Source organism: Pseudomonas sp. VEM90 (assembly GCF_054611535.1).
The window spans coordinates 78,241-100,072 of the sequence record NZ_JBTRAR010000021.1 but is presented as its reverse complement, the minus strand read 5'-3'; the positions used below and the strand labels follow the sequence as shown (position 1 = coordinate 100,072).

15 protein-coding genes are annotated in these 21,832 nt (G+C 61.8%); 4 read left to right on the top strand and 11 right to left on the bottom strand.

What is annotated here, in order from left to right:
• The first annotated feature begins 371 nt into the window (after positions 1–371).
• Positions 372–1,790 (top strand): amino acid permease, encoded by a 1,419-nt coding sequence (locus ACYCCG_RS19615; RefSeq protein ID WP_176683667.1) that lies wholly within the window; start codon positions 372–374, stop codon positions 1,788–1,790.
• A gap of 36 nt (positions 1,791–1,826) precedes the next feature.
• Here ACYCCG_RS19615 and ACYCCG_RS19610 read toward each other — a convergent pair whose 3' ends face one another.
• Complete coding sequence (locus ACYCCG_RS19610) at positions 1,827–3,446, bottom strand: FMN-binding glutamate synthase family protein (protein WP_028697979.1); 1,620 nt, start codon at positions 3,444–3,446, stop codon at positions 1,827–1,829.
• Positions 3,447–3,837: 391 nt separating this feature from the next.
• Between ACYCCG_RS19610 and ACYCCG_RS19605 the strand changes: the two genes are divergently transcribed.
• Positions 3,838–4,251, top strand: a complete 414-nt coding sequence (locus ACYCCG_RS19605) for an NUDIX hydrolase (RefSeq protein ID WP_176683665.1) — start codon at positions 3,838–3,840, stop codon at positions 4,249–4,251.
• Here the strand turns inward: ACYCCG_RS19605 and metR are convergent.
• Positions 4,235–5,152 carry a transcriptional regulator MetR gene (metR, locus tag ACYCCG_RS19600; protein WP_003254981.1) on the bottom strand — a complete coding sequence of 306 codons (918 nt, stop codon included), beginning with the start codon at positions 5,150–5,152 and terminating at the stop codon, positions 4,235–4,237. The genes ACYCCG_RS19605 and metR overlap by 17 nt on opposite strands.
• A 195-nt stretch (positions 5,153–5,347) precedes the next feature.
• On the opposite strand from metR, the gene ACYCCG_RS19595 reads away from it, so the two are divergent.
• Entirely contained in the window at positions 5,348–6,343 is a 996-nt protein-coding gene (locus tag ACYCCG_RS19595) for an alpha/beta fold hydrolase (protein ID WP_176683664.1), read from the top strand.
• 80 nt (positions 6,344–6,423) lie between these two features.
• On the opposite strand, the gene aauR is transcribed toward ACYCCG_RS19595, so the two are convergent.
• From aauR to ACYCCG_RS19565, 6 genes are all read right to left on the bottom strand, one after another.
• Positions 6,424–7,752, bottom strand: a complete 1,329-nt coding sequence (aauR, locus tag ACYCCG_RS19590; protein WP_339443739.1) for a two-component response regulator AauR — start codon at positions 7,750–7,752, stop codon at positions 6,424–6,426.
• Positions 7,749–9,653: a two-component sensor histidine kinase AauS gene (gene aauS, locus ACYCCG_RS19585; RefSeq protein WP_459671539.1), complete on the bottom strand. Its 1,905-nt coding sequence runs from the start codon at positions 9,651–9,653 to the stop codon at positions 7,749–7,751. Before aauS ends, aauR begins: the two co-directional genes overlap by 4 nt.
• A 67-nt stretch (positions 9,654–9,720) precedes the next feature.
• Positions 9,721–10,455, bottom strand: a complete 735-nt coding sequence (locus ACYCCG_RS19580; RefSeq protein WP_012273899.1) for an amino acid ABC transporter ATP-binding protein — start codon at positions 10,453–10,455, stop codon at positions 9,721–9,723.
• Positions 10,452–11,123 carry an amino acid ABC transporter permease gene (locus ACYCCG_RS19575; RefSeq protein ID WP_176683662.1) on the bottom strand — a complete coding sequence of 224 codons (672 nt, stop codon included), beginning with the start codon at positions 11,121–11,123 and terminating at the stop codon, positions 10,452–10,454. The genes ACYCCG_RS19580 and ACYCCG_RS19575 overlap by 4 nt, the downstream gene beginning before the upstream one ends.
• Positions 11,124–11,870: an amino acid ABC transporter permease gene (locus tag ACYCCG_RS19570; protein ID WP_209967726.1), complete on the bottom strand. Its 747-nt coding sequence runs from the start codon at positions 11,868–11,870 to the stop codon at positions 11,124–11,126. It abuts the gene before it with no gap.
• 145 nt (positions 11,871–12,015) lie between these two features.
• Entirely contained in the window at positions 12,016–12,933 is a 918-nt protein-coding gene (locus ACYCCG_RS19565; protein WP_209967724.1) for a glutamate/aspartate ABC transporter substrate-binding protein, read from the bottom strand.
• Between the two features lie 343 nt (positions 12,934–13,276).
• On the opposite strand from ACYCCG_RS19565, the gene ACYCCG_RS19560 reads away from it, so the two are divergent.
• Positions 13,277–17,599: an NEL-type E3 ubiquitin ligase domain-containing protein gene (locus tag ACYCCG_RS19560; protein ID WP_459671538.1), complete on the top strand. Its 4,323-nt coding sequence runs from the start codon at positions 13,277–13,279 to the stop codon at positions 17,597–17,599.
• Positions 17,600–17,626: 27 nt separating this feature from the next.
• Here ACYCCG_RS19560 and glpD read toward each other — a convergent pair whose 3' ends face one another.
• The 3 genes from glpD to glpK all read right to left on the bottom strand — a co-directional run bounded on the left by glpD (position 17,627) and on the right by glpK (position 21,825).
• The gene (glpD, locus tag ACYCCG_RS19555) at positions 17,627–19,165 is read right to left on the bottom strand and encodes a glycerol-3-phosphate dehydrogenase (RefSeq protein ID WP_209967720.1); all 1,539 of its coding nucleotides are present in this window, start codon (positions 19,163–19,165) and stop codon (positions 17,627–17,629) included.
• A 303-nt stretch (positions 19,166–19,468) separates the two neighbouring features.
• Positions 19,469–20,224: a DNA-binding transcriptional repressor GlpR gene (gene glpR, locus ACYCCG_RS19550; protein WP_176683657.1), complete on the bottom strand. Its 756-nt coding sequence runs from the start codon at positions 20,222–20,224 to the stop codon at positions 19,469–19,471.
• Between the two features lie 101 nt (positions 20,225–20,325).
• Positions 20,326–21,825: a glycerol kinase GlpK gene (gene glpK, locus ACYCCG_RS19545; protein ID WP_060495345.1), complete on the bottom strand. Its 1,500-nt coding sequence runs from the start codon at positions 21,823–21,825 to the stop codon at positions 20,326–20,328.
• Positions 21,826–21,832: the final 7 nt, after the last annotated feature.

Sequence of the window (21,832 nt, the reverse complement as noted above, 5' to 3'; positions counted from 1 at the left end):
TTTTCGTCTTGCTTGTCTGAAGCTTAGACGTTGAGTGGATAGGGTGAAAAATTTGTAGGAAGTTGGAAAAAGTGGTGTGGGGCTATACGGCTTTGGTGTGGGTTTCTTCAACGGACGATGTTGCTATGGTGCCTTGGCAATTCTTTGGGCGCGAAGCGGCCCCCAGAGTTCTAGCCAAATTTCTGCATATATACAGTGAAAACACCTACAACGGTCTTCCTATACTGCTGGCCCCCTTCGCCCTGCCGGGCGCTCTAGTCCGGCACATGGGCAGGCCCACAAGGCCAGCCTGGCAAGCCAACGCCACGCCTATCGGCATGGTCGCGGCTGCACGAAGGTCAAATCCAATAACAAAATGAGGTTGTATTGCTATGCCAGTCGGCAACCACTCTGCCCACGGCCAGGCCACTGAAGGCGGCCCGCTCAAGCGTGAACTGGGCGAACGGCACATCCGCTTGATGGCGCTGGGCGCCTGTATCGGTGTCGGTCTTTTCCTCGGTTCGGCCAAGGCGATCGAAATGGCCGGCCCAGCCATCATGTTGTCTTACATCATCGGTGGCCTGGCCATCCTGGTGATCATGCGCGCGCTCGGTGAAATGGCCGTGCATAACCCTGTCGCCGGCTCTTTCAGCCGTTATGCCCAGGATTACCTCGGCCCATTGGCGGGCTTCCTGACCGGCTGGAACTACTGGTTCCTGTGGCTGGTGACCTGTGTTGCCGAAATTACTGCAGTGGCCATCTACATGGGCATCTGGTTCCCCGACGTACCGCGCTGGATCTGGGCCCTGGCGGCACTGGGCAGCATGGGCGCGATCAACCTGGTGGCGGTGAAGGCTTTTGGTGAATTCGAGTTCTGGTTCGCGCTGATCAAGATCGTCACCATCATCGCCATGGTCCTCGGCGGCATCGGCATCATTGCCTTCGGCTTTGGCAATGACGGTGTCGCAGTCGGTATCTCCAACCTGTGGAGTTATGGCGGGTTCATGCCCAATGGTGTGACTGGCGTGCTGATGTCGCTGCAGATGGTGATGTTCGCCTACCTGGGCGTGGAAATGATCGGCCTCACCGCAGGTGAAGCACGCAACCCGCAAAAGACCATTCCGCAGGCCATCGGCTCGGTGTTCTGGCGCATCCTGCTGTTCTACGTCGGGGCGTTGTTCGTGATCCTGTCGATTTACCCTTGGAACGAAATCGGCAGCCAGGGCAGCCCGTTCGTCATGACTTTCGAGCGCCTCGGCATCAAGACCGCCGCCGGCATCATCAACTTCGTGGTCATCACGGCGGCGCTGTCGTCGTGCAATGGCGGCATCTTCAGTACCGGGCGCATGCTCTATAGCCTGGCACAGAACGGCCAGGCGCCGGCGGCCTTCGCCCGTACCTCGAAGAACGGCGTGCCACGCAATGCGCTGCTGCTGTCGATCGGCGCGTTGCTGTTGGGCGTACTGGCCAACTACCTGGTGCCTGAAAAGGTCTTCGTCTGGGTAACCTCGATCGCCACCTTCGGTGCGATCTGGACCTGGGTGATGATCTTGCTGGCACAGCTGAAGTTCCGCGCCGGCCTTACCACTGCCGAGCGCAAGGCACTGAAGTACCGCATGTGGCTGTGGCCGCTGAGTTCGTATCTGGCGCTGGCCTTCCTGGTGCTGGTGGTCGGGCTGATGGCGTACTTCGAGGATACGCGTGTGGCCCTGTACATCGGCCCGGCGTTCCTGGTGCTGCTGACGGTGCTGTACTACACGCTCCGCCTGGCGCCGAAAGACGCACAAGGTGTGACGAGTACCGCCTCCTGATCTGACGTGGGGCCGCTTTGCGGCCCCAGCGTTCCGTCAGGCCGCCACTTCGCTGTGCGGCTCGAAACTGTCCGCCCGAGCCAGTTGCCACATCCGCGAATAGAACTGCCCGTTCACCTCGCCGGTCAGCAACTCACCTGGCTTCAAGAACACATGCATCTGCGAGAACAGCTTGATCTCGGTGGCCGAAATGCGCCGCACCAGGTGCTTGGCCTCCAGTTGAGCCGGGTGCTCCAGGCCTGCCGCCGCCAGCATTTCTGCCAAGGCACGCAAGGTGTTGTGGTGGAAGTTCAGCACCCGCTGGGCTTTGTCGGGCACCACCAGCGCACGCTGGCGCAACGGATCTTGTGTGGCCACGCCGGTCGGGCACTTGTTGGTGTGGCAGCTTTGCGACTGGATACAGCCGATGGCGAACATGAAGCCGCGTGCAGAGTTGGCCCAGTCGGCACCAATGGCCAGCACGCTGGCGATGTCGAAGGCACTGACTATCTTGCCGCTGGCGCCCAGCTTGATCTTGTCGCGCAGGTTCAGGCCGACCAAGGTGTTGTGCACGAACAGCAGGCCTTCACGCAGGGGTACGCCGATATGGTCGGTGAACTCCACGGGCGCTGCGCCAGTGCCACCTTCCTTGCCATCGACGACGATGAAGTCGGGCAGGATGCCGGTTTCCAGCATGGCCTTGGCGATGCCCATGAATTCCCACGGGTGGCCCAGGCAGAACTTGAACCCCACCGGCTTGCCGCCGGACAGCTCACGCAACTGGGCGATGAACTGCATCATTTCGATCGGTGTCGAGAAGGCGCTGTGGCGCGACGGCGAGATGCAATCCTCACCCATCAGCACGCCACGGGTTTCGGCAATTTCCTGTGTGACCTTGTGTTTGGGCAGTATGCCGCCGTGGCCGGGCTTGGCACCTTGGCTCATCTTGATCTCGATCATGCGCACCTGAGGGCTGCGCGCCTGGGCGGCGAAGCGTTCGGGATCGAAGCGCCCATCCGGCGTGCGGCACCCGAAGTAGCCGCTGCCCAGTTCCCACACCAGGTCGCCACCGTGTTCGCGATGGTAGGGGCTGATGCTGCCCTCGCCGGTGTCATGGTGGAAATTGCCCAGCTTGGCGCCCTGGTTGAGCGCACGGATGGCATTGGCGCTGAGCGAGCCGAAACTCATGGCCGAAATGTTGAAGATCGACGCGGAATACGGCTGGCTGCACTGCGGCCCACCAACGATAACGCGGAAGCTGGCCGGGTCGGCCAGTGGTGCCGGGCGCATGGAGTGGCCGATGAACTCGAAACCGGATTCATATACGTCGATCAGGGTGCCGAAAGGTTTGTCCGAGGCTTCGTTCTTCGCCCGGGCATACACCAGCGAGCGCTGGGCGCGGGAGAAGGGCAGGGCATCGCTGTCGGACTCCAGTAGGTACTGGCGGATTTCCGGGCGAATGGCCTCGACCAGATAGCGGATGTTGCCAAGAACCGGGTAGTTACGGCGTACGGCGTGGCGCTGCTGCAGTAAATCGAACAGGCCGACCAGGCTGAGGATGCCAGTGGTCAGGGTGAACGGCCATAACCATTCGTGGTGGCTGAAGGGGATGCTCGCCAGGGTGAACAGCACGCAGGCGGCGAAGAAGGCATAGCGACTGAGAAGTGACAGGCTCATACAGGGTCCTTGCGATGGCGCGGTCAGGCTCAGGGCCTGGGGGCAAACCCCGACCATAGCCAAGTTGCCGGGCGCTGCAAATTAAAATCGGGGTAGCGAAAATCATTCTCGACCCGAGCCGAATTGCCTGGGTGCAACGCATACCGCTGTAGGAGCGGGTTTACCCGCGAATGCGTCGGGAGCCTCACCATCGCATTCGCGGGTGAACCCGCTCCTACAGGGGGGGACGTGCTGTGATCAAGATTTTCGATCCTGCTCAATAGCGTGCCGCCTCGACCAGATACGTGTAACGCCCAGTTGGCCTGTCAGGCCGGCACAGGAATGACCGGCCTTGTCAGGCCAATGACCCCATGGGATCCTCGCGGGTCATTTTTTCAGCGAGCCCACCCCCATGCCCAACATCATCCGCATCGCCGCTGCCCTGCTGATCGACCCTCAGGGTCGCACCCTGCTGGTGCGCAAGCGTGGCACCGAGGCTTTCATGCAGCCAGGCGGCAAGATCGATGCCGGTGAAACGCCGGTACAGGCGCTGGTGCGCGAGTTGCACGAGGAACTGGGCCTGCGTATCGACCCGGCTCAGGCCGTGCACCTGGGCCAGTTCAGTGCCCCCGCCGCCAACGAGCCGGGCTTCGAAGTGCAAGCTGAACTGTTCCGTGTCGACAGCGCCGCTGCTGTGGTGCCGGCCGCAGAGATCGAGGAGGTGGTCTGGCTGGCAGCAGATCAGGCGCCCGTCATGCAACTGGCCCCCCTGACCCGCGACTTGATCCTGCCGCTGTATCGCCAGGCGCTCAACGCACCGCGCTGACACCGTCGAGGGTGGCGAACGAGGTGTCCTTGGCCGTCAGCAAAAAGTCGCGCATGTACGGGGCATCGAGCATGTCGGTGCGCACGGCGGCATAAAGCGTGGCAAACAGGCCTTTCTCGCCCAGGCGTTTGCCCTTCACATAGCCGCGCGAGCTGTACTCGTGCAGCGCCCAATGCGGCATGCCGCATACGCCACGGCCGCTGGCCACCAGCTGCATCATCATCACCGTCAGCTCCGAGGTGCGCACGGCGGCTGGCTCGATATCGGCCGGCTCCAGGAAGCGGGTGAAGATGTCCAGGCGATCGCGTTCCACCGGATAGGTGATCAGCGTCTGGTCGAGCAAGTCTTGCGGCACGATGTAAGGCTTGCTGGCCAGCGGGTGCTGGTTGGCCACTGCCAGCATCGCCTCGTAGGTGAACAGCGGCACATAAGTGATGCCTGCCAGGTCCACCGGGTCGGAGGTCACCACCAGGTCAAGGTCGCCACGGGCCAAGGCCGGCAGCGGGGCGAAGGCAAAGCCGGAGGCCAGGTCCAGTTCCACTTCCGGCCAGGCATCACGGAACTGGTCGATGGTCGGCATCAGCCACTGGAAGCAGCTGTGGCATTCGATAGCCATGTGAAGGCGTCCGGCAGTGCCTCCGGCCAAACGTGCAATGTCACGTTCGGCACTGCGCAGCAACGGCAGGGTGGCATCGGCCAGTTGCAGTAGACGCAGCCCGGCGCTGGTGAAGCGGATCGGCTTGGTCTTGCGCACGAAAATCGGGAGGCCCAGGCGCTCTTCAAGCTCCTTGAACTGGTGCGACAACGCCGACTGGGTCAGGTGCAGGCGTTCGGCGGCCTCCACCAGGCTGTCGGCTTCGCGCAGGGCATGAAGGGTTTTCAGGTGACGGATCTCCAGCACAGATGACTCCGGGGTATGGAATAGAGGAACCAGGTAATGAGTTGAGTTTCTCTCATGATGCTACATCTGTCGACTGGGTGATCGTCGCACCGCCTGGCGGGAGTCATGAAACTGTCACCGAACTGTGGCAGCGCGCCCGAACAGAATTCATCAGACTCGCGCTCTACTGGGGATCTGCATTCTGGTGTTTCTTTCATGCGGGCTTTTTGGCTTTTTCTTTTCTTCCTGTTCAGCGCACCTGCGAGTTTCGCCGAACAGCGCTGTGACGCCCATGTGCCGGTGCAGCGTGCCGAACTGGGGGCCGTCAGCCTGGTGTACCAGAGCGTCGGTGCGCCACGCGACCCGGCCTTGCTGCTGGTCATGGGCCTGGGCGGGCAGCTGATTCATTGGCCGGACGACGTGGTCGAGGCATTGTGCCGCCAGGGTTTTCGGGTGATCCGCTATGACAACCGCGATGTCGGCCTGTCACGCTGGAACCAGGTGCCACCGCACGCCAACCTGACGCTTGAGCTGTTGCGTTACAAGCTGGGCCTGCCAGTGTCGGCGCCCTATACGCTGACTGATATGGCAGATGACGGCGTGCGCCTGATGGACGCGTTGGGCGTGCGCCAGTTTCATGTCTTGGGGGTAAGCATGGGCGGCATGATTGCCCAGCATCTGGCGGCGATGGCGCCCGAGCGTGTTCGCAGCCTGACGCTGGTCATGTCCAGTTCAGGGGCGGCGGGGCTGCCGGCACCGGACCCGGCGTTGGTGCAGCTGCTGGCCCGGCGCAGCGCACCGAACCGCGAAGTGGCTATCGAGCAGCAGGCCGACCTGCTGGCGGCCTTGGGCAGCCCGGAAGTACACGACGACCGTGACGTGTTGCTGCAACAGGCGGCGCAGGCCTATGACCGGGCGTTCAACCCTGACGGGGCCAAGCGCCAGATCATGGCGATACTGGCCGAGCCGAGTCGCGTGGAGTTGCTCAACCAGTTGCGAGTGCCGACCCTGGTGGTACACGGTACGGCTGACCCGTTATTGCCGGTGATGCATGGCGTGCACCTGGCGGCGCATATCCAGGGCAGCCAGTTGCGCTTGATCCCGGGGCTGGCGCATCGGTTCCAGGAGCCGTTCAAGGCGCCGCTGCTGGGGGCGGTGTTGCCTTATTTGCAGGCGCATAGGCAAGCGGTCACGCACATCGCAGGGCTCTGAAATCCGCGCTGGCTGCTTCGCGGGCTTGCCCGCTCCCACCGGTGCTGCACCGATCTCAGGCTTTCCAGTTCGGGTTCAAGTCAGCCGAGGCCGTATTTTTTCACTTTGTCGAACAGCGTGGTCTTGGCCATGCCCAGTTCCTGGCTGGCCTGGCTCAGGTTGCCGCCGGTGCGTTGCAGGGCATCAGTGAGCAGGTTGCGTTCGAATGCTTCCACCGCCTCGGCAAAAAGCAGGCCTTGATTGGCACCACCGCTGGGGCCTTTCTTGAACGCTGGCAGGCCGAGGGCATAGCGTTCGGCCACGTTGCGCAACTCGCGCACGTTGCCCGGCCAGTCATGGGCCATCAGGCGTGACAGGGTCTGGCTGTCCAGTGTCGGTGTTTCCCGGTCGAAGCGCAGGGCCGACTGCTGCAGGAAATGCTCGAACAACTGCAGGATGTCTTCACGGCGCTCACGCAGCGGCGGCAGCTCCAGGGTGACCACGTTCAGCCGGTAATACAGGTCGCTACGGAACTGGCCGCTCTGGCCCAACGCATCGAGGTCAGCCTTTGTCGCGGCGATCACCCGACAATCCACCGGGATGCTCTGGTTCGAGCCCAGTCGCTCCAGGGTGCGCTCCTGCAGTACGCGCAGCAGCTTGATCTGCAGGTTGATCGGCATGCTCTCCACTTCATCGAGGAACAGCGTGCCGCCATTGGCGTGCTCGATCTTGCCGATACGGCGTTTGCCGGCACCGGTGAAGGCGTTGGCCTCGTGGCCGAATATCTCGCTTTCAAACAGGTTTTCCGGCAGGCCTCCGCAGTTCAGCGCCACGAATGGGTGGCCCTGACGGCGGCTGAAGTCATGCAGGCAGCGCGCGACCAGTTCTTTGCCGGTGCCGGTCTCACCTTCGATCAGCACGTTGGCTGAGGTGTCGGCGACGTTGGCGATCAGTTCGCGCAAGTGCTCCATGGCCGGTGAGCGACCAATGATGCGCCCCTCCAGGCTGCTCTGTTCGGCCAGCTGGCGGCGCAGGGCCACCACTTCGCGTGACAGCCCGCGCTGTTCCAGCGCGCGGCGTACCACGTCGACCAGGCGCTCGGGGGAGAACGGTTTTTCCATGAAGTCGTAGGCGCCGTTACGCATGGCGCCAACGGCCATGTCGATATCGCCATGGCCAGTGATCAGCACCACCGGCAGGCTGCGGTCACGGGCCTTGAGGCGATTGAGCAGCTCCAGGCCATCAATACCCGGCAGGCGGATATCGCTGACGACAATGCCGGCGAAGTCGTCGCCGATGCGTTCCAGCGCCTGTTCGGCACTGCCTACGCCCTCGCAGGCGATATCCTCCAGGGCCAGCGCCTGCTGGCAGCCGAGCAGCACATGCGGGTCGTCTTCGACGATCAGGACGGTAAGAGGCGCTTGGTTCATGGATGCTCTGCCGATTCGCTAGGGGGGAAAACCAGAGGCAGGGCCAGGACGAAGGCCGTGCCGCCGGTGGCGGGATGCTCGACGTTGAGGCTTCCCTTGGCGGCGGCGGCAAGGCTCGCCGACAGGGTCAGGCCCAGGCCCAGGCCATGCTCGCCCGGTTTGGTGGTAAAGAAGGGTTCGAACAGGTGCTTGCGCGCCTCGGCGTCGATACCATGGCCGTTGTCGCGCACCTGCAAACGGTACTTGTCGCCCTGCAACTCGCCTTCCAGCCACAGCTCAGGCTGCGGTTGCGCGGCCATGGCGTCAAGGGCATTCCCGATCAGGTTGACCAGAATCTGCTCCAGGCGGGTCTGGTCGATGGCCAGTTGCTGGTCCTCGAACTGGTGGTGCAATTTCAAGTGACAGGCACTGATGCGGTTGGCCAGCACCTGCAGGGTGGCCTCTACCGCCTTGGCCAGTGAAGCCTGGCCGCTGTCATCGCCGCGCCGGGCGAACGAGCGCAGGCTGGCGGTGATGCGGCCCATACGGTCGATCAGGTCATTCATGGTGCGCAGGTTGGTACTGGCGGTTTCCAGCGCCCCGCGCTCAAGGAAACGCACAGTATTACCAGACAAGGTGCGCAGCGCAGCCAGTGGCTGGTTCAGCTCGTGGGCAATGCTGGTGGACATCTGCCCGATGGCGGCCAGCTTGCCCGCCTGCACCAGCTCATCCTGGGCGTGGCGCAAGGTCTGCTCGGCGTGCCGGCGCTCGCGAATCTGGCCCTTCAGGCGTTCGTTGCTGGCGCGCAGGTCGGCGGTGCGTTCGGCAATCCGCCGCTCCAGCTGGCTGTTGGCTTCTTCAAGGGCTTCGCGGGCCGCCAGGCGGGTGGCGATCACTTTGCGCCGCTCGTTCCAGGCAATGCCGAGGATCGCCAGCAAGGCAAAGGCCACGCCCACCAGAATGCCCTGCACCATGGACTCGCGACGCAGGTCCTGCAGGGGGGTCAGCAGGGTGAAATGCCAGGGCGTGTCGACCAGGCGCCTGGTTTGCGCCAGGTAGGCCACTTCGTGCGGCTTGCCATGAGCGGTTTCGGTGTTGGCCGGGAAGGTCAGTTTTTCCACGCCATCGGCCAGGGTCTCCCGGGCCAGAGGCTGCAATTCGTTCAGCGGCCACCAGTAGTACTGCAGGCTTCGCGCCAGGCGCTCCTTGATTTGCGGGGTCAGCGGGCGCACCGATTTAAGGCGCCGGGCCGGGTCGCTGGAGAGGATGATGATGCCATTCTCGTCGCTGACGAACGCCTCCAGGCGGGCACGCTGCCAGCGCTCCTCGAGGGTGTCCAGGCGCACCTTGATCACCGCAACGCCTATGATCTTGCCGTGCTCCTCAAGCCCATGGGCCAGGTAATAGCCGGCCTCGCCCGTGGTACTGCCGATGCCGTAGAAACGCCCGGGTTCGCCGCGCACGGCAGTCTGGAAGTAGGCGCGGAACGACAGGTCTTCACCCAGGAACGAGTCGGCATCGCGCCAGTTGCTGGTGGCCTGCACCCGGCCATTGGTGTCGAGGACGAAGATGGCCCGACTACGACTGCGACGATTCAGGCCTTCAAGGTATTCATTGACCGTCTGGCGTGAGCCGCCGTCCGGGTCGGTCAGCAGGTGCGAGACGCTGTCTTCCAGCTCCAGCAGGCTCGGCAAGTAGGTGTACTTGCTGATTTCGCTTTCGACCGTGCGTGCGTGCAGCTCCAGCTGGCGTTCACCGTTTTCGCTGAGGGTGCGGATGCCGTTGCTCTCGCTGATCAGGTAGCCAGCCATTCCCAGGCCGACCATCAGCAGGATGATCAGCGGCGGTAACAGCAATTGACGGATCAGGCGGGAATTCACGGCAGGCTTGGCAGGGCGAAGTAGCGAGGGGTCGCATTTCATCACAGTGGCCTTGTAACGACCAGCTTCCGCTGCCTGGTGGTCCCTGGCAGCGGAAGCTGTGGCCGGGTCAGTGCTGCAGGATCTTGCTGAGGAAGTGCTGGGTGCGCTGGTCGCGGGCGCTCTGGTCACCGAAGAACTCTTCCTTGGTGCAGTCTTCGATGATACTGCCCTTGTCCATGAAGATGACCCGGTTGGCGACTTTGCGGGCAAAGCCCATTTCGTGGGTTACGCACATCATGGTCATGCCTTCGTGGGCCAGTTGCACCATCACGTCCAGTACCTCGCTGACCATTTCCGGGTCCAGTGCCGAGGTGGGTTCGTCGAACAGCATGACGATCGGGTCCATCGCCAGGGCGCGGGCGATTGCCACGCGCTGCTGCTGGCCACCAGAGAGCTGGCCAGGGTGTTTCTTGGCATGGGCACTGAGGCCTACACGGTCAAGCAGGGCCAGGCCTTTCTTGGTGGCTTCTGCCTCGCTGCGGCCCAGGACCTTGCGCTGGGCAATGGTCAGGTTCTCGGTGATGGTCAGGTGCGGAAACAGCTCGAAGTGCTGGAACACCATGCCCACTCGCGAGCGCAGCTTGGGCAGGTTGGTCTTCGGGTCGGCAATCGAGGTGCCATCGACCACGATGTCGCCCTTCTGGAACGGCTCCAGTGCATTGACGCACTTGATCAGGGTGGACTTGCCCGAGCCCGACGGGCCACAGACCACCACTACCTCACCTTTCTTGACCTCGGTGCTGCAATCGGTCAGTACCTGGAAGTCGCCGTACCACTTGTTGACGTTCTTGATGGAAATCATACGGTGATCCTTTTTTGCAGGCGCTTGACCAGCCACGAAGCGGTGAAGCTGATGATGAAGTAGACAACGCCGGCGAAGATCAGGAACTCATGGGAGCGCCCGATGATGTCGCCGTTGGAGCGAGCCGAGTTGAGGAAGTCGACCAGGCCCACGGTGTACACCAGCGAGGTGTCCTGGAACAGGATGATGCTCTGCTGCAGCAGCAGCGGGGTCATCTTGCGGAAGGCCTGGGGCAGGATGATCAGGCGCATGGTCTGCGCGTAGTTCATGCCCAGTGCTTGTGCGGCGCCCATCTGGCCCTTGGAGATCGACTGCACGCCGGCGCGGACGATTTCGCAGAAGTACGCGGCCTCGAACATCATGAAGGCGACCACGCAGGAGGTGAAGGCACCCACCGGGGTATCTTCGCCGGTGATCCAGCGCAGCACGAACGGCACCGCCAGGTAGAACCAGGTGATCACCAGCAGCAGCGGGATCGAGCGGAAGTAGTTGACGTAGGCACCGGCCAGGTTCGACAGCAGTTTGCTCGACGACAGGCGCATCAGGGCCAGGATGGTGCCCAGCACGATACCGCCGATGACACCCATGACCATCAGTTTGAGGGTCATGACCATGCCGTCCCAGAGGGCAGGCAGGGCGGGGATGATTTCGCTGAAATCCATTTCCATTTACTTGCCCCCCACGGAGATCAGGCCAGGCACGGCGACTTTCTTCTCGATCATGCGCATGAGCAGCATCAGGCCCATGTTCAGGGTGAAGTAGATCAGCGTGGCCAGGGTGAACGCCTCGAACAGATTGGCGGAAAACTCAGCGGTCTGTTTGGTCTGCGCCAGCAGCTCCATCAGGCCGATCAGCGACGCCACCGAGGAGTTCTTGAACACGTTGAGGAACTCGGAGGTGAGCGGCGGAATGATGATCCGGTAGGCCTGCGGCAGCAGCACATTGTTGTAGATCTGCGGGAGGCTGAAGCCCATGGCACGGGCGGCAGCTTCCTGGCCCTTGGGCAGCGCCTGGATACCGGTACGTACTTGCTCACAGACGCGTGCGGCGGTGAACAGGCCCAGGCAGATGACCACGCTGATCAGCGCCGAAGTGGTCGGGTTGAGGTCCTGCTTGAACCATTCCTGCAAGCCTTCTGGCAGCAGGTCCGGTACCAGGAAGTACCAGATGAACAGTTGCACCAGCAGTGGCACGTTGCGGAACAGTTCCACGTAGGCGGTGGCGATACCCGATACCAGGCGGTTCGGCACGGTACGCATGACGCCGAGGAGTGACCCCAGCAGCAGCGCGATGATCCAGGCGGTGATGGCGATGGCGATGGTCCAGCCCAGGCCGGTGAAGTACCAGTCCAGATAGGTTTCGCTGCCCACGCCGGTGGACTTGAAGAACACGCCCCAGTCCCAGTTGTAATTCATCGGGATTTCCCCTCAGACGGTTGTTTCACGGGCACCTTCGAGCATCCGGGGGCGCAAGGCGCCCTCGGATGAAAGGTTAGACACTAATGAGTGGCCTGCAGAATTGATTCGTGCTTGTGAGCACCAGGCCACTATTTGCTGAGGATCAGGACTTCTTCTCGTCCGCGGCCTTGTCGGTCGGCTCGGCGATCAGTTTTTTCAGCTCTTCGCTCATCTCGAAGTTGAGGTTCAGACCTTTAGGCGGGATCGGCTGCATGAACCACTTGTCATAGCTCTTGTTGACTTCGCCCGACTTGAAGTAGGCAACGATGGCGTCGTCGACCGCTTTCTTGAACGCAGCGTCTTCCTTGCGCACCATGCAGCCGTAGATTTCATACGACTGTGGCGTACCGGTGATGACCCAGTCTTTTGGCTTGCGCGCCTTGGCCATTTCACCGGCGAGCAGGGCGTCATCCATCATGAAGGCCACGGCGCGGCCGCTTTCGAGCATGTTGAAGGCTTCACCGTGGTCCTTGGCGGAAATCACGTTCATCTTCATCTGCTTGTCGGCGTTCATCGCCTTGAGGATGCGCTCGGAGGTGGTACCGGCGGTGGTCACCACGTTCTTGCCGGCCAGGTCCGGGAAGTCTTTGTATGCAGGTTGACCGTCCTTGACCTTGGTCAACAGGCGGGTACCGACTTCGAAGATGCCGACCGAGAAGCCGACCTGTTGTTGGCGCTCGACGTTGTTGGTGGTGGAGCCGCACTCCAGGTCGACGGTGCCGTTCTGCACCAGCGGAATACGGGTTTGCGAGGTGACCAGGTTGTAGCGGACCTTGATGTCCGTGCCCAGTTGCTTCTTCAGCGCGTCGACGACAGCCAGCTGGATGTCATGCGAATAACCGACGGGCTCGGGTTTGCCGGCCAGGTAGGAAAATGGAATGGAGGAGTCGCGGTGCCCCAGCGTGATGGTGCCCGATTCCTTGATCTTCTTCAGGGTGCCGGTGAGCTCCTCGGCCATGGCCGGCGAAGCGATGACTGCAGCCGCGATGGCTGCGCCCAGCAATTGACGAACGATACGCATCAAATTTTCCTCGACGTGTTTGTTTTTTTTATGGAGCCGTTGGCGGACTCTTCGTTCAACGAATACAGCAAGAAGCGGGTGCATTCGGCTACCAAGTGTAGAGCATGACTCGTGCCAAGCCCTGCTGTCGACCTTAAACCACTGGTATTGCTCGTGCTTGACAGTCTCGACCTCTCTCTGGGGTTCGTCAGGCCGAATAAACAGGGCTTACTCGTTCGGTAATCCGAACGTTATCCGAGCGCATGGGCTGCCGCGCGTCCCGGTATCGCTTGTGGTAACTATGCAGTGCGCGGCAAGGGCGCAGACGTAGTGTGCTCTCCTCTTTGTCTGGAGAGCTTCACAGATGTCACCGCACCAGCCCCCGAACGATTCCATCGATAACCTGATTGCCCAAAACTTGCCTGGATGGCTAGTCGACCACGTGCAACCGGAAAGGCTCGATGCGTTACGTAATGCCCTGCGTCGCCAGGCGCACTGCAATGCGCGGCTTGGCCCGATCCTCCAGGCCATCCCTTCTTTGCAGGCCTACGCAGCAGAGTTGCTCAAAACGAAACTGCGCAAGAGCGGCCTCAGCAACCCGGACGTGACGGGCTGGAAGGTACGGGTCTCGCAGCGTCTGTTGCTGCCCAGTGCTTCGCCTGCGCTGCTGCGGCCTACCTATGTTCGCCGCTCCAGGCGGTCGTTGCTGGAGGCGGCGCTGCATAACTATCATCGCAGGGAGACACGCCCCGGGCTGATGCGCAGAGGGGAACTGGTCGATGGCAATGGTAACCGCCTGCCGATGAGCTTCCACGCGTTTGCCTCCGCGTGTCGCGAGGTCGATGCAGGTGGCAAGTACCAAGCGTTGCTCACGCACCATCTGCAGCCTGAAGACGGCCTGGAGGATGAACCGGGCCAGGCCATTTCCCGCTTGCACGGGCTGTTCGAAGCGAGTTTCAAGGCCCATTTCGAGGTGGCGATGCGGATCGCTGCGTTGAAACAGGACATTGACGAACGCACGTATTTTCTTCTGTTGCCACATATTGCCGAAAAACCGGTGGTGCCTGCGCTGGTTGGCACTGTGGTCCCCCGGCAGTTGTACCTGCTGGGCCGCCCGGTTCAAGGCGTGCTGGCGCTGGAAGTGCGTCCCTCAGCTGATGGCGCAGTGGCGTCGGTGGTGCTCTGGATACCCGATGACCCTCATCAGCCCGTCTCCCGTCATGCCAGCTGGGATGCACTCGACAAGTACCTCGGTAAGCGCTTCCGTGCGCCGGCCTATCGGCGCTTTTTCGCGCGCTTCATTACCGAGCGTGAGCGCATCAATTTCTATCGGGTATTGAACGAACGGGTCGCGCAGGCATCGACAGCCGGGGTGGAACTCGACGCCCGTTCTGCACCGATCGCTGACGCGCCGTTCGTACACCTGCGCCGGCAATACCTCGCCAAGATCAAGGATGACGCCAAGGTGCTCGCGGTGCCCACCGATGTCGAAGATGACGAAGACCGCGAAGCGCGCATGCAGGGCTACAAAGAGCTGGGTATGAATTTGCTGAGCGTGGCGGGGGCCTTCGTGCCGGTACTTGGCGAGGTGCTGCTGGTGGCAAACGCGGTTCAGATCGCTGACGAGGTTTATGAAGGATATGCAGATTGGCGCATAGGTGATCGCGAAGGGGCGTTGAACCACCTGTTCAACGTTGCCGAAAACGTGGTGGTCGGCGGGATGATCGCAGCCGGCAGCCAAGTGGCCGTGCGTGCCCTTGAGCGTCTGGCCTTTGTGGATGACTTGGCACCGGTGTGCACCTCCGCAGGCAAGGTCAAGCTCATGGCCATGGATCTACCGGGTTACGATGCCCAACCTTTGCGTGGTGTCGGCGCACAGGAATGGTTATGGCACCTCGATAGCGGCCGCTATCGGGTGATGGAGGACCCGCAGGATGGTCGCGCCAGGATCCTGCACCCTGGTCGTCCCAGCGCCTACCGGCCGGTGATCGAGCAGAATGGCGCCGGTGGCTGGCGCCATGAACTCGAAGCTCCCCAATACTGGGAAGGGCGGGCCAATCTGGTACGCCGCCTGAGTACGCCCCTGGCAGAGCTACCGGAAGCGACATGCGACTATCTGCTCCAGGTGACAGGGCTGAGTGAGGCGCAGATTCGCCGTTTGCACGTCGAACACATGGGTGCACCTGCACGATTGCTCGATGCCCTGGAGCTTTATCAGGCACATGCATTACACCCGGATTTCAGCGCGCCGCAACTGGCGCAGTACGTTGCTGCCCGGCAAGTGCAGCCCAATGGCATCGAGCGGATATTGCAGCGCACTTTCCCGGGCCTGTCGGCTCGTTGTACGCGTGAGCTGCTTCAGCAATGCAGCGGTGCGCAGCTCGATATGCTCAGCGCCGCGCAGCGGATCCCTTTGGCAGTGGCCGAGCGCGCACGATGGTCACTGCGCGAAAGCCGTCTGGACAGGGCCTGTGCGGGGTTGCGCCTGCCGCGTTGCGTCAATCCCGACACCGAACGTCTGGCTTTGGGCTTGCTCAAGCGTCAGCTGAAATGGCCGGACGCCCTGCGCATCGAACTGCGCGAAGGTAGCCCGAGTGGGCGGTATCTGGCCGGTATCGGCGCTGAATCTGCGCAGGATGTACGCTGTATCGTGCGCCGCGGCGACGGCTACCGCTATGCCGGTCAAGGCGCATCCGGCCCCTACCTGGCGGCACTGCTGTCTGCGCTGGACGAGACGCACACAGCCGATCTCGGCGATGCTGCTGTCAGTCCAGGCGCCTTGGGCTCGTTGCTGATCGAGGCCGCTGCCGGTGATCGTACCCAAGCGGCTGAGCTCTGTGGCATGCCCCGTATGGGCGTTGGCCTGCGACCCCCGACCCGGTTGGGGGATGGGCGTATCGGGTATGCCTTGAGTGGGCGAGGGGAGAGCAGTCGGCGTGCCATAGGGCGTGGTATTCACCAAGTGTTTCCGACAATGACAGACGGGGAGCTACAAGCCTATCTGCTTGACCTCATGGAGCGGCGAGTAGGGTTGTGGGAGCACTACAGCCAGCTCACGGGGCAGTTGACGCTTCTGCGTCAGAGCCTGCGCCAGTGGCGCAGGGATGCCAGTAACCCACTGGACGCGCTACGCCGCCGCCGTGTTGCTACTGCCGTAAGGCGAAGCTGGCGGCGCAAGATAACCGACGAGGCCGGGGACTACGCGCTGATCATCAGCGGAGAGCGTATCGGTAGTCTGCCCGAATTACCGGAGGGCGTGCGCTTTGATCATGTGCGACGGCTGATCCTCAGTGACCTGCGCCTTGGTGAAATCAATGGGGACTTTCTTCGACGTTTTCCCAACCTGATTGAGCTCGACCTGTCCGGCAATCGCCTGACTGCGATCCCTCACGGCATTGAACATATGCCCCGCCTGCGGCAGCTAAACCTGCGCCGCAACAGCGTGATCATGGATGAGGCCGGTGAGTTGCGTCTTGCCGGAATGAGCGCGCTGCGGTACCTCGACCTCAGCCACAACCCGCTGGGAAGGGCGCCGGTACTGACGCGCCTGGGCAATTTGCGTGAAGTCAACCTGCGCTCTGCTGGCCTTGAGGCGTTGCCTGAGCGGATTTCATTTCGTGCCCACATAGACTTGCGTAACAACAACATCCGCACACTGCGCCGAGAGGTGCAGCAGCTGCGCCTGCAGGTGCACCAGTTGTCCTTGCACGATAATCCAATAGGCGAAGCTGACGCATTGCTGCTCGATGAGGCTCGAGGTGTAACCCCGGGGCAGTGGGGGTCTGCGTCCGCACGCCATCGCGCCATTGACAGTGATCTTTTCAACACCTGGGCCAACAGTACAGCCGACGCCGAGCGTGATCGCCAGCAGGCCATATGGACAGCGCTGCTTGAGGAACCGCAGTCAGATGGAATGTTTCGCTTTCTGGCAGACTTCGTCCACGGCGAGGACTTTGAACAACATCCAGGGCATTACCGCAGCCGTATCTGGCGGATTCTGGAAACGTGTGAGCAGCACGAGCAGTTGCGTCATCAGTTGTTTCTCGAGGCATCTGGCCGGCGCAGTTGTGAAGACCGCCTGCTGCTGTTGCTGGAGCAGATGGAACTTGGGGTTCTGGTGCTGCGCGCCGTCGAAGATGCTCATGGCAGTCGGATGGAAGCTCGTTTGTTAAGCCTGGCGCGTGGTTTGTTTCGCCTGGACGAGGTCGACCGTCACGCGACGTTGCACGTGCAACGCATGCATGCCGAGCACGCTCCACATATCGATGAAATCGAGACACGGCTTTTTTACCGACAGCGGCTTGCGCGTCCCTTGGGCTTGCCGATCGAGCTCGACGAAATGCATTACCCGGGTTTTGCAAACGTAACCACCAGCGACGTGCTGCGAGTCCAGGACGCGGTTTTGCAAAATGAGTCGACGGATGCCCTGATAGCCTCGTTGGCACAGCGGCCTTTCTGGGAGCAATACGCGCGAGAGTTTCATGCGCAGCGATTTGAAGAACTGGTACAGCCACTGCACCAGCGCATGGAGGCCCTACAGGCTCAGGTAGATGAGCAAGTGATTAGCGAAAACGAGTTTCTGCAACGCTGTGAAGCACTGAAGACTGATTACGATCGCAGCGAGCGGGCGCTGCTGGCGCGTTTGGCCCGTGAAGCCTATGAGCGCTGGGCGAATACGCCCCCTTGATGAGTCAAGAGGGCTTCACCGTCGATATCAGGCTGCGCGACTATTCGCGCGCACCTTGCGGGCTTGCTGCAGATACGCCTCCAGAGCCCTCTGCTCCTGCGCGGTCAGCGACAGGCCCAGCTTGGTGCGACGCCAGATAATGTCAGCGGTTTGCTCTGCCCATTCCTCCTCCAGCAGGTAGTCCACCTCGCGGGTGAACAGCCCGGCCCCGATAGCCTGCCCGAGGTCCTCGGGGCCGTGAACGCCATCGAGCAGCCGCCACACGCGGCTGCCGTAGGTGAGCACCCAGCGTTTGGCCAGGTCAACAGGCAACCAGCCGCAACGTGCCAGCACGGCATCGATCAGCGCCTGTACCGTTGTCATGCCCTCTGCGCCCGGCAGTGGCGCACTGGCAGTCCAGGCGCCGCGCATCTGGGTGAAGAAGGGCTTGAGTTCAACCATGGCCGATTCGGCCAGCTTGCGGTAGGTGGTGAGCTTGCCGCCGAACACTGACAGCAGCGGTGCCTGGCCTTCCTCTGCCGAAAGCGCGAGTGTGTAGTCCCGGGTCACCGCCGAAGGGTTGTCCGACTCATCGTTGCACAATGGCCGAACGCCGGAGTAGGTATGCAGGATGTCGGCTGGGCTCAGTTGATGGTTGAAGTGCTCGTTGACCACCTTCAACAGGTAATGTGTTTCCTGCTCGGTAATGGCGACCATGGCCGGGTCGCCGCTGTATTCCCGGTCAGTGGTGCCGATCAGGGTAAAGCGGTCCAGGTACGGGATGCAGAAGACGATGCGCTGGTCTTCGTTCTGCAGAATGTAGGCATGTTCGCCTTCATACAGGCGCGGCACGATTATGTGGCTGCCCTGGATCAGGCGGATGCCGTAAGGCGCCTCGAGCTTGAGGTCGTCCTTGATGAAGCTGGCCACCCACGGGCCGGCGGCGTTGACCAGTGCGCGGGCATGGATCGTCTGGAGGGTGCCATCGGCGTGCTGCAGTTCTACCTGCCACAAGCCCTCTACACGTTCGGCGCGCAAGCAGCGGGTGCGGGTGTGGATATGTGCGCCTAGCTCACGGGCCGCCATGGCGTTGAGTACCACCAGGCGAGCGTCATCGACAGCGCAGTCGGCGTATTCGAAGCCGCGGGTGATTGCTGGCTTCAGCGGGTAGCCCGGGCCGAAGCGCAGGCTACGCGAGGCGCCCAGGCGCTTGCGCTTGCCCAGGTGGTCGTAGAGGAACAGGCCGGCGCGGATCATCCAGGCAGGGCGCAGGTGCGGGCGGTGCGGAAGCACGAAGCGCATAGGTTTGACGATGTGCGGCGCCTTGGCCAGCAGCACTTCGCGTTCAGCCAGGGCCTCGCGTACGAGGCGAAATTCGTAGTGCTCCAGGTAGCGCAAGCCACCGTGAATCAGTTTGCTGCTGGCTGACGACGTGTGTTGGGCCAGGTCGTCCTTTTCGCAAAGGAAGACCTTCAAGCCGCGACCAGCGGCGTCGGCAGCTATGCCCACGCCATTGATGCCACCGCCGATTACGGCAATATCATAGCAGTCGGCTGTTGGGGGCTGGGACGAAACTGGCTGGGACACGGGCAAGGCCTCCTGGTGCTGTTCATATCGAATATGAACATTAATGTTCGCTTTCGAAAATACTAGCGCAATAGAAAGCCGGTCGCTAGCCAGTTTTTATAGAAAAGACTGATCAAATGACAATAAAGTGAACATTTGTGAAAATTCAGGAGGATACGGCTTGGGTTCTGGTTGGGGCGCGCCTCTGCCTCAGGAATAACTGGCCCGAAACAGATGCAGGCGTTAGCTTCGCTGGCGATGCGCCGCGCGGACGGCGCCTGGTTTCACAGCCGCCACGAACCTGGCGGCATGCGCCCACAAGCCTTAAACCACCTCAAGCCTGATCTTGTTCTGGTTCAACAATTGGGTAAGGGGTGGGGTAGGAGCCTGGTCGGTCACCAGGCAGTCGACCAGGTCGATTGAGCCCAGACGTACCATGGCATTGCGCCCGAACTTGCTGGAGTCAGCCGCGAGAATCACTTGTCGGGCATTGGCAATGATGGCTTGCGACACGCGCACTTCCTGATAGTCGAAATCGAGCAGGCTGCCATCCTCGTCGATACCGCTGATGCCCACCAGAGCGAAGTCGACTTTGAACTGGTTGATGAAATCGACACTGGCCTGGCCGACTACACCACCATCTCGGCGCACCGTGCCACCCGCCACCAGCACTTCGAAATCGTCCTTGGCGGCCAGGATCGCAGCCACATGCAAGTTGTTGGTGATGACTTTCAGGTGGCTGTGGTTGAGCAGCGCCCGTGCAATCGACTCGGTGGTGGTGCCGATGTTGATGAACAGCGAGGCATGGTCGGGAATCTGCCGGGCCACGGCGTCGGCAATGCGCTGTTTTTCGTCGCGCATCTGGTCGGCACGCATGGCGTAGGCGGTATTTTCGATGCTCGAATCGTAAGCCGCACCGCCGTGGTAACGGCGCAGCAGGTTGAGCTCGGCAAGCTGGTTGATGTCGCGCCGGATGGTCTGGGGAGTGACAACGAATAGCTGCGCCATTTCCTCGATACTGACATAGCCGCGTTCGCGCACCAGTTCGAGGATTTGTTGTTGGCGGGGGGGCAGATTCATGGGCGGTCCTTTGGGGCTGCCGGACAAATTCTGCAATGATGCCGTAGGAAAGGGATGACGGCCAGTGGACGTTTGGGGCCGCATGGCGGCCCCAACAGGTATTATGCCTCGTGATCTTCCCAGTCACGGGTACGCTCGACTGCCTTCTTCCAGCCGGCATACAGCTTTTCTTTCTGCGTTTCATCCAGCTGCGGGCTGAACTCGCGCTCGATGATCGCCTTGTCGCGCAGCTCGTCCAGGCCGCTCCAGAAGCCACAGGCCAGGCCTGCCAGATAGGCGGCGCCCAGTGCCGTGGTTTCGCGCATCTGTGGCCGCTCCACGCAGGTGCCGAGGATGTCGGCCTGGAACTGCATGAGGAAATTGTTGGCCACTGCACCGCCGTCCACGCGCAGCTCGGACAAGCGCTGGCCGCAGTCCTGCTGCATGGCGTCGAGGACATCGCGGGTCTGATAGGCGATGGACTCCAATGCGGCGCGGATGATGTGGTCCACCTTCACGCCACGTGTCAGGCCGAACAGCGCACCACGGGCATACGGGTCCCAGTACGGGGCACCCAGGCCGGTAAAGGCTGGCACCAGATACACGCCGTTGCTGTCCTTGACCTTGCTGGCGAAGTACTCGGTATCCAGGGCATCGTTGACGATCTTCAGTTCGTCACGCAGCCATTGCACGGTAGAGCCACCATTGAATACCGCGCCTTCCAGTGCATAGGCCACCTCACCACGCGGGCCGCAGGCAATGGTAGTGAGCAGGCCGTGGGATGACTTCACCGCCTGGTCGCCCGTGTTCATCAACAGGAAGCAGCCGGTGCCGTAGGTATTCTTGGCCTGGCCCGGCTCCACGCACATCTGGCCGAACAGTGCCGATTGCTGGTCGCCGGCGATACCGGCAATGGCAATGCCGCTCTTGGTGTGGCCGTACACTTCCGAAGAGGGGCGCACCTCAGGCAGCATTTGCCGCGGGATGCCCAGGATTTCCAGCAGCTTGTCGTCCCACTGCAGGCTGTGGATGTTGAACATCAGCGTGCGCGAGGCGTTGGTGTAGTCGGTGACATGCACCTTGCCGCCGGTAAATTTCCAGATCAGCCAGGTGTCGATGGTGCCGAACAGCAGTTCGCCACGCTCGGCGCGTTCACGGGCGCCGTCGACATTGTCGAGGATCCACTTCAGCTTGGTGCCGGAGAAATACGGGTCGGTGACCAGGCCGGTGGTTTCACGAATGTAGTCTTCATGGCCGTCACGCTTGAGCTGGGCACAGATCTCGGTGCTGCGGCGGCACTGCCAGACAATGGCGTTGTACACCGGGCGCCCTGTTTCCTTGTCCCACACCACAGTGGTTTCGCGCTGGTTGGTAATACCCAGCGCGGCGACCTGGGCGTGGCTGATACCTGCCTGGGCCAGAGCCTCGACCATGGTCGCGCTTTGTGTGGCGAAAATCTCCATCGGGTCATGCTCGACCCAGCCCGCCTGCGGGTAATGCTGTGCGAACTCGCGCTGGGAGGTACCCACAACATTGGCGTCACGGTCGAAAATGATCGCCCGCGAACTGGTGGTGCCCTGGTCCAGGGCGATGATGTAGTTCTTATCCTGGGTGTCTGTCATGGTCGTA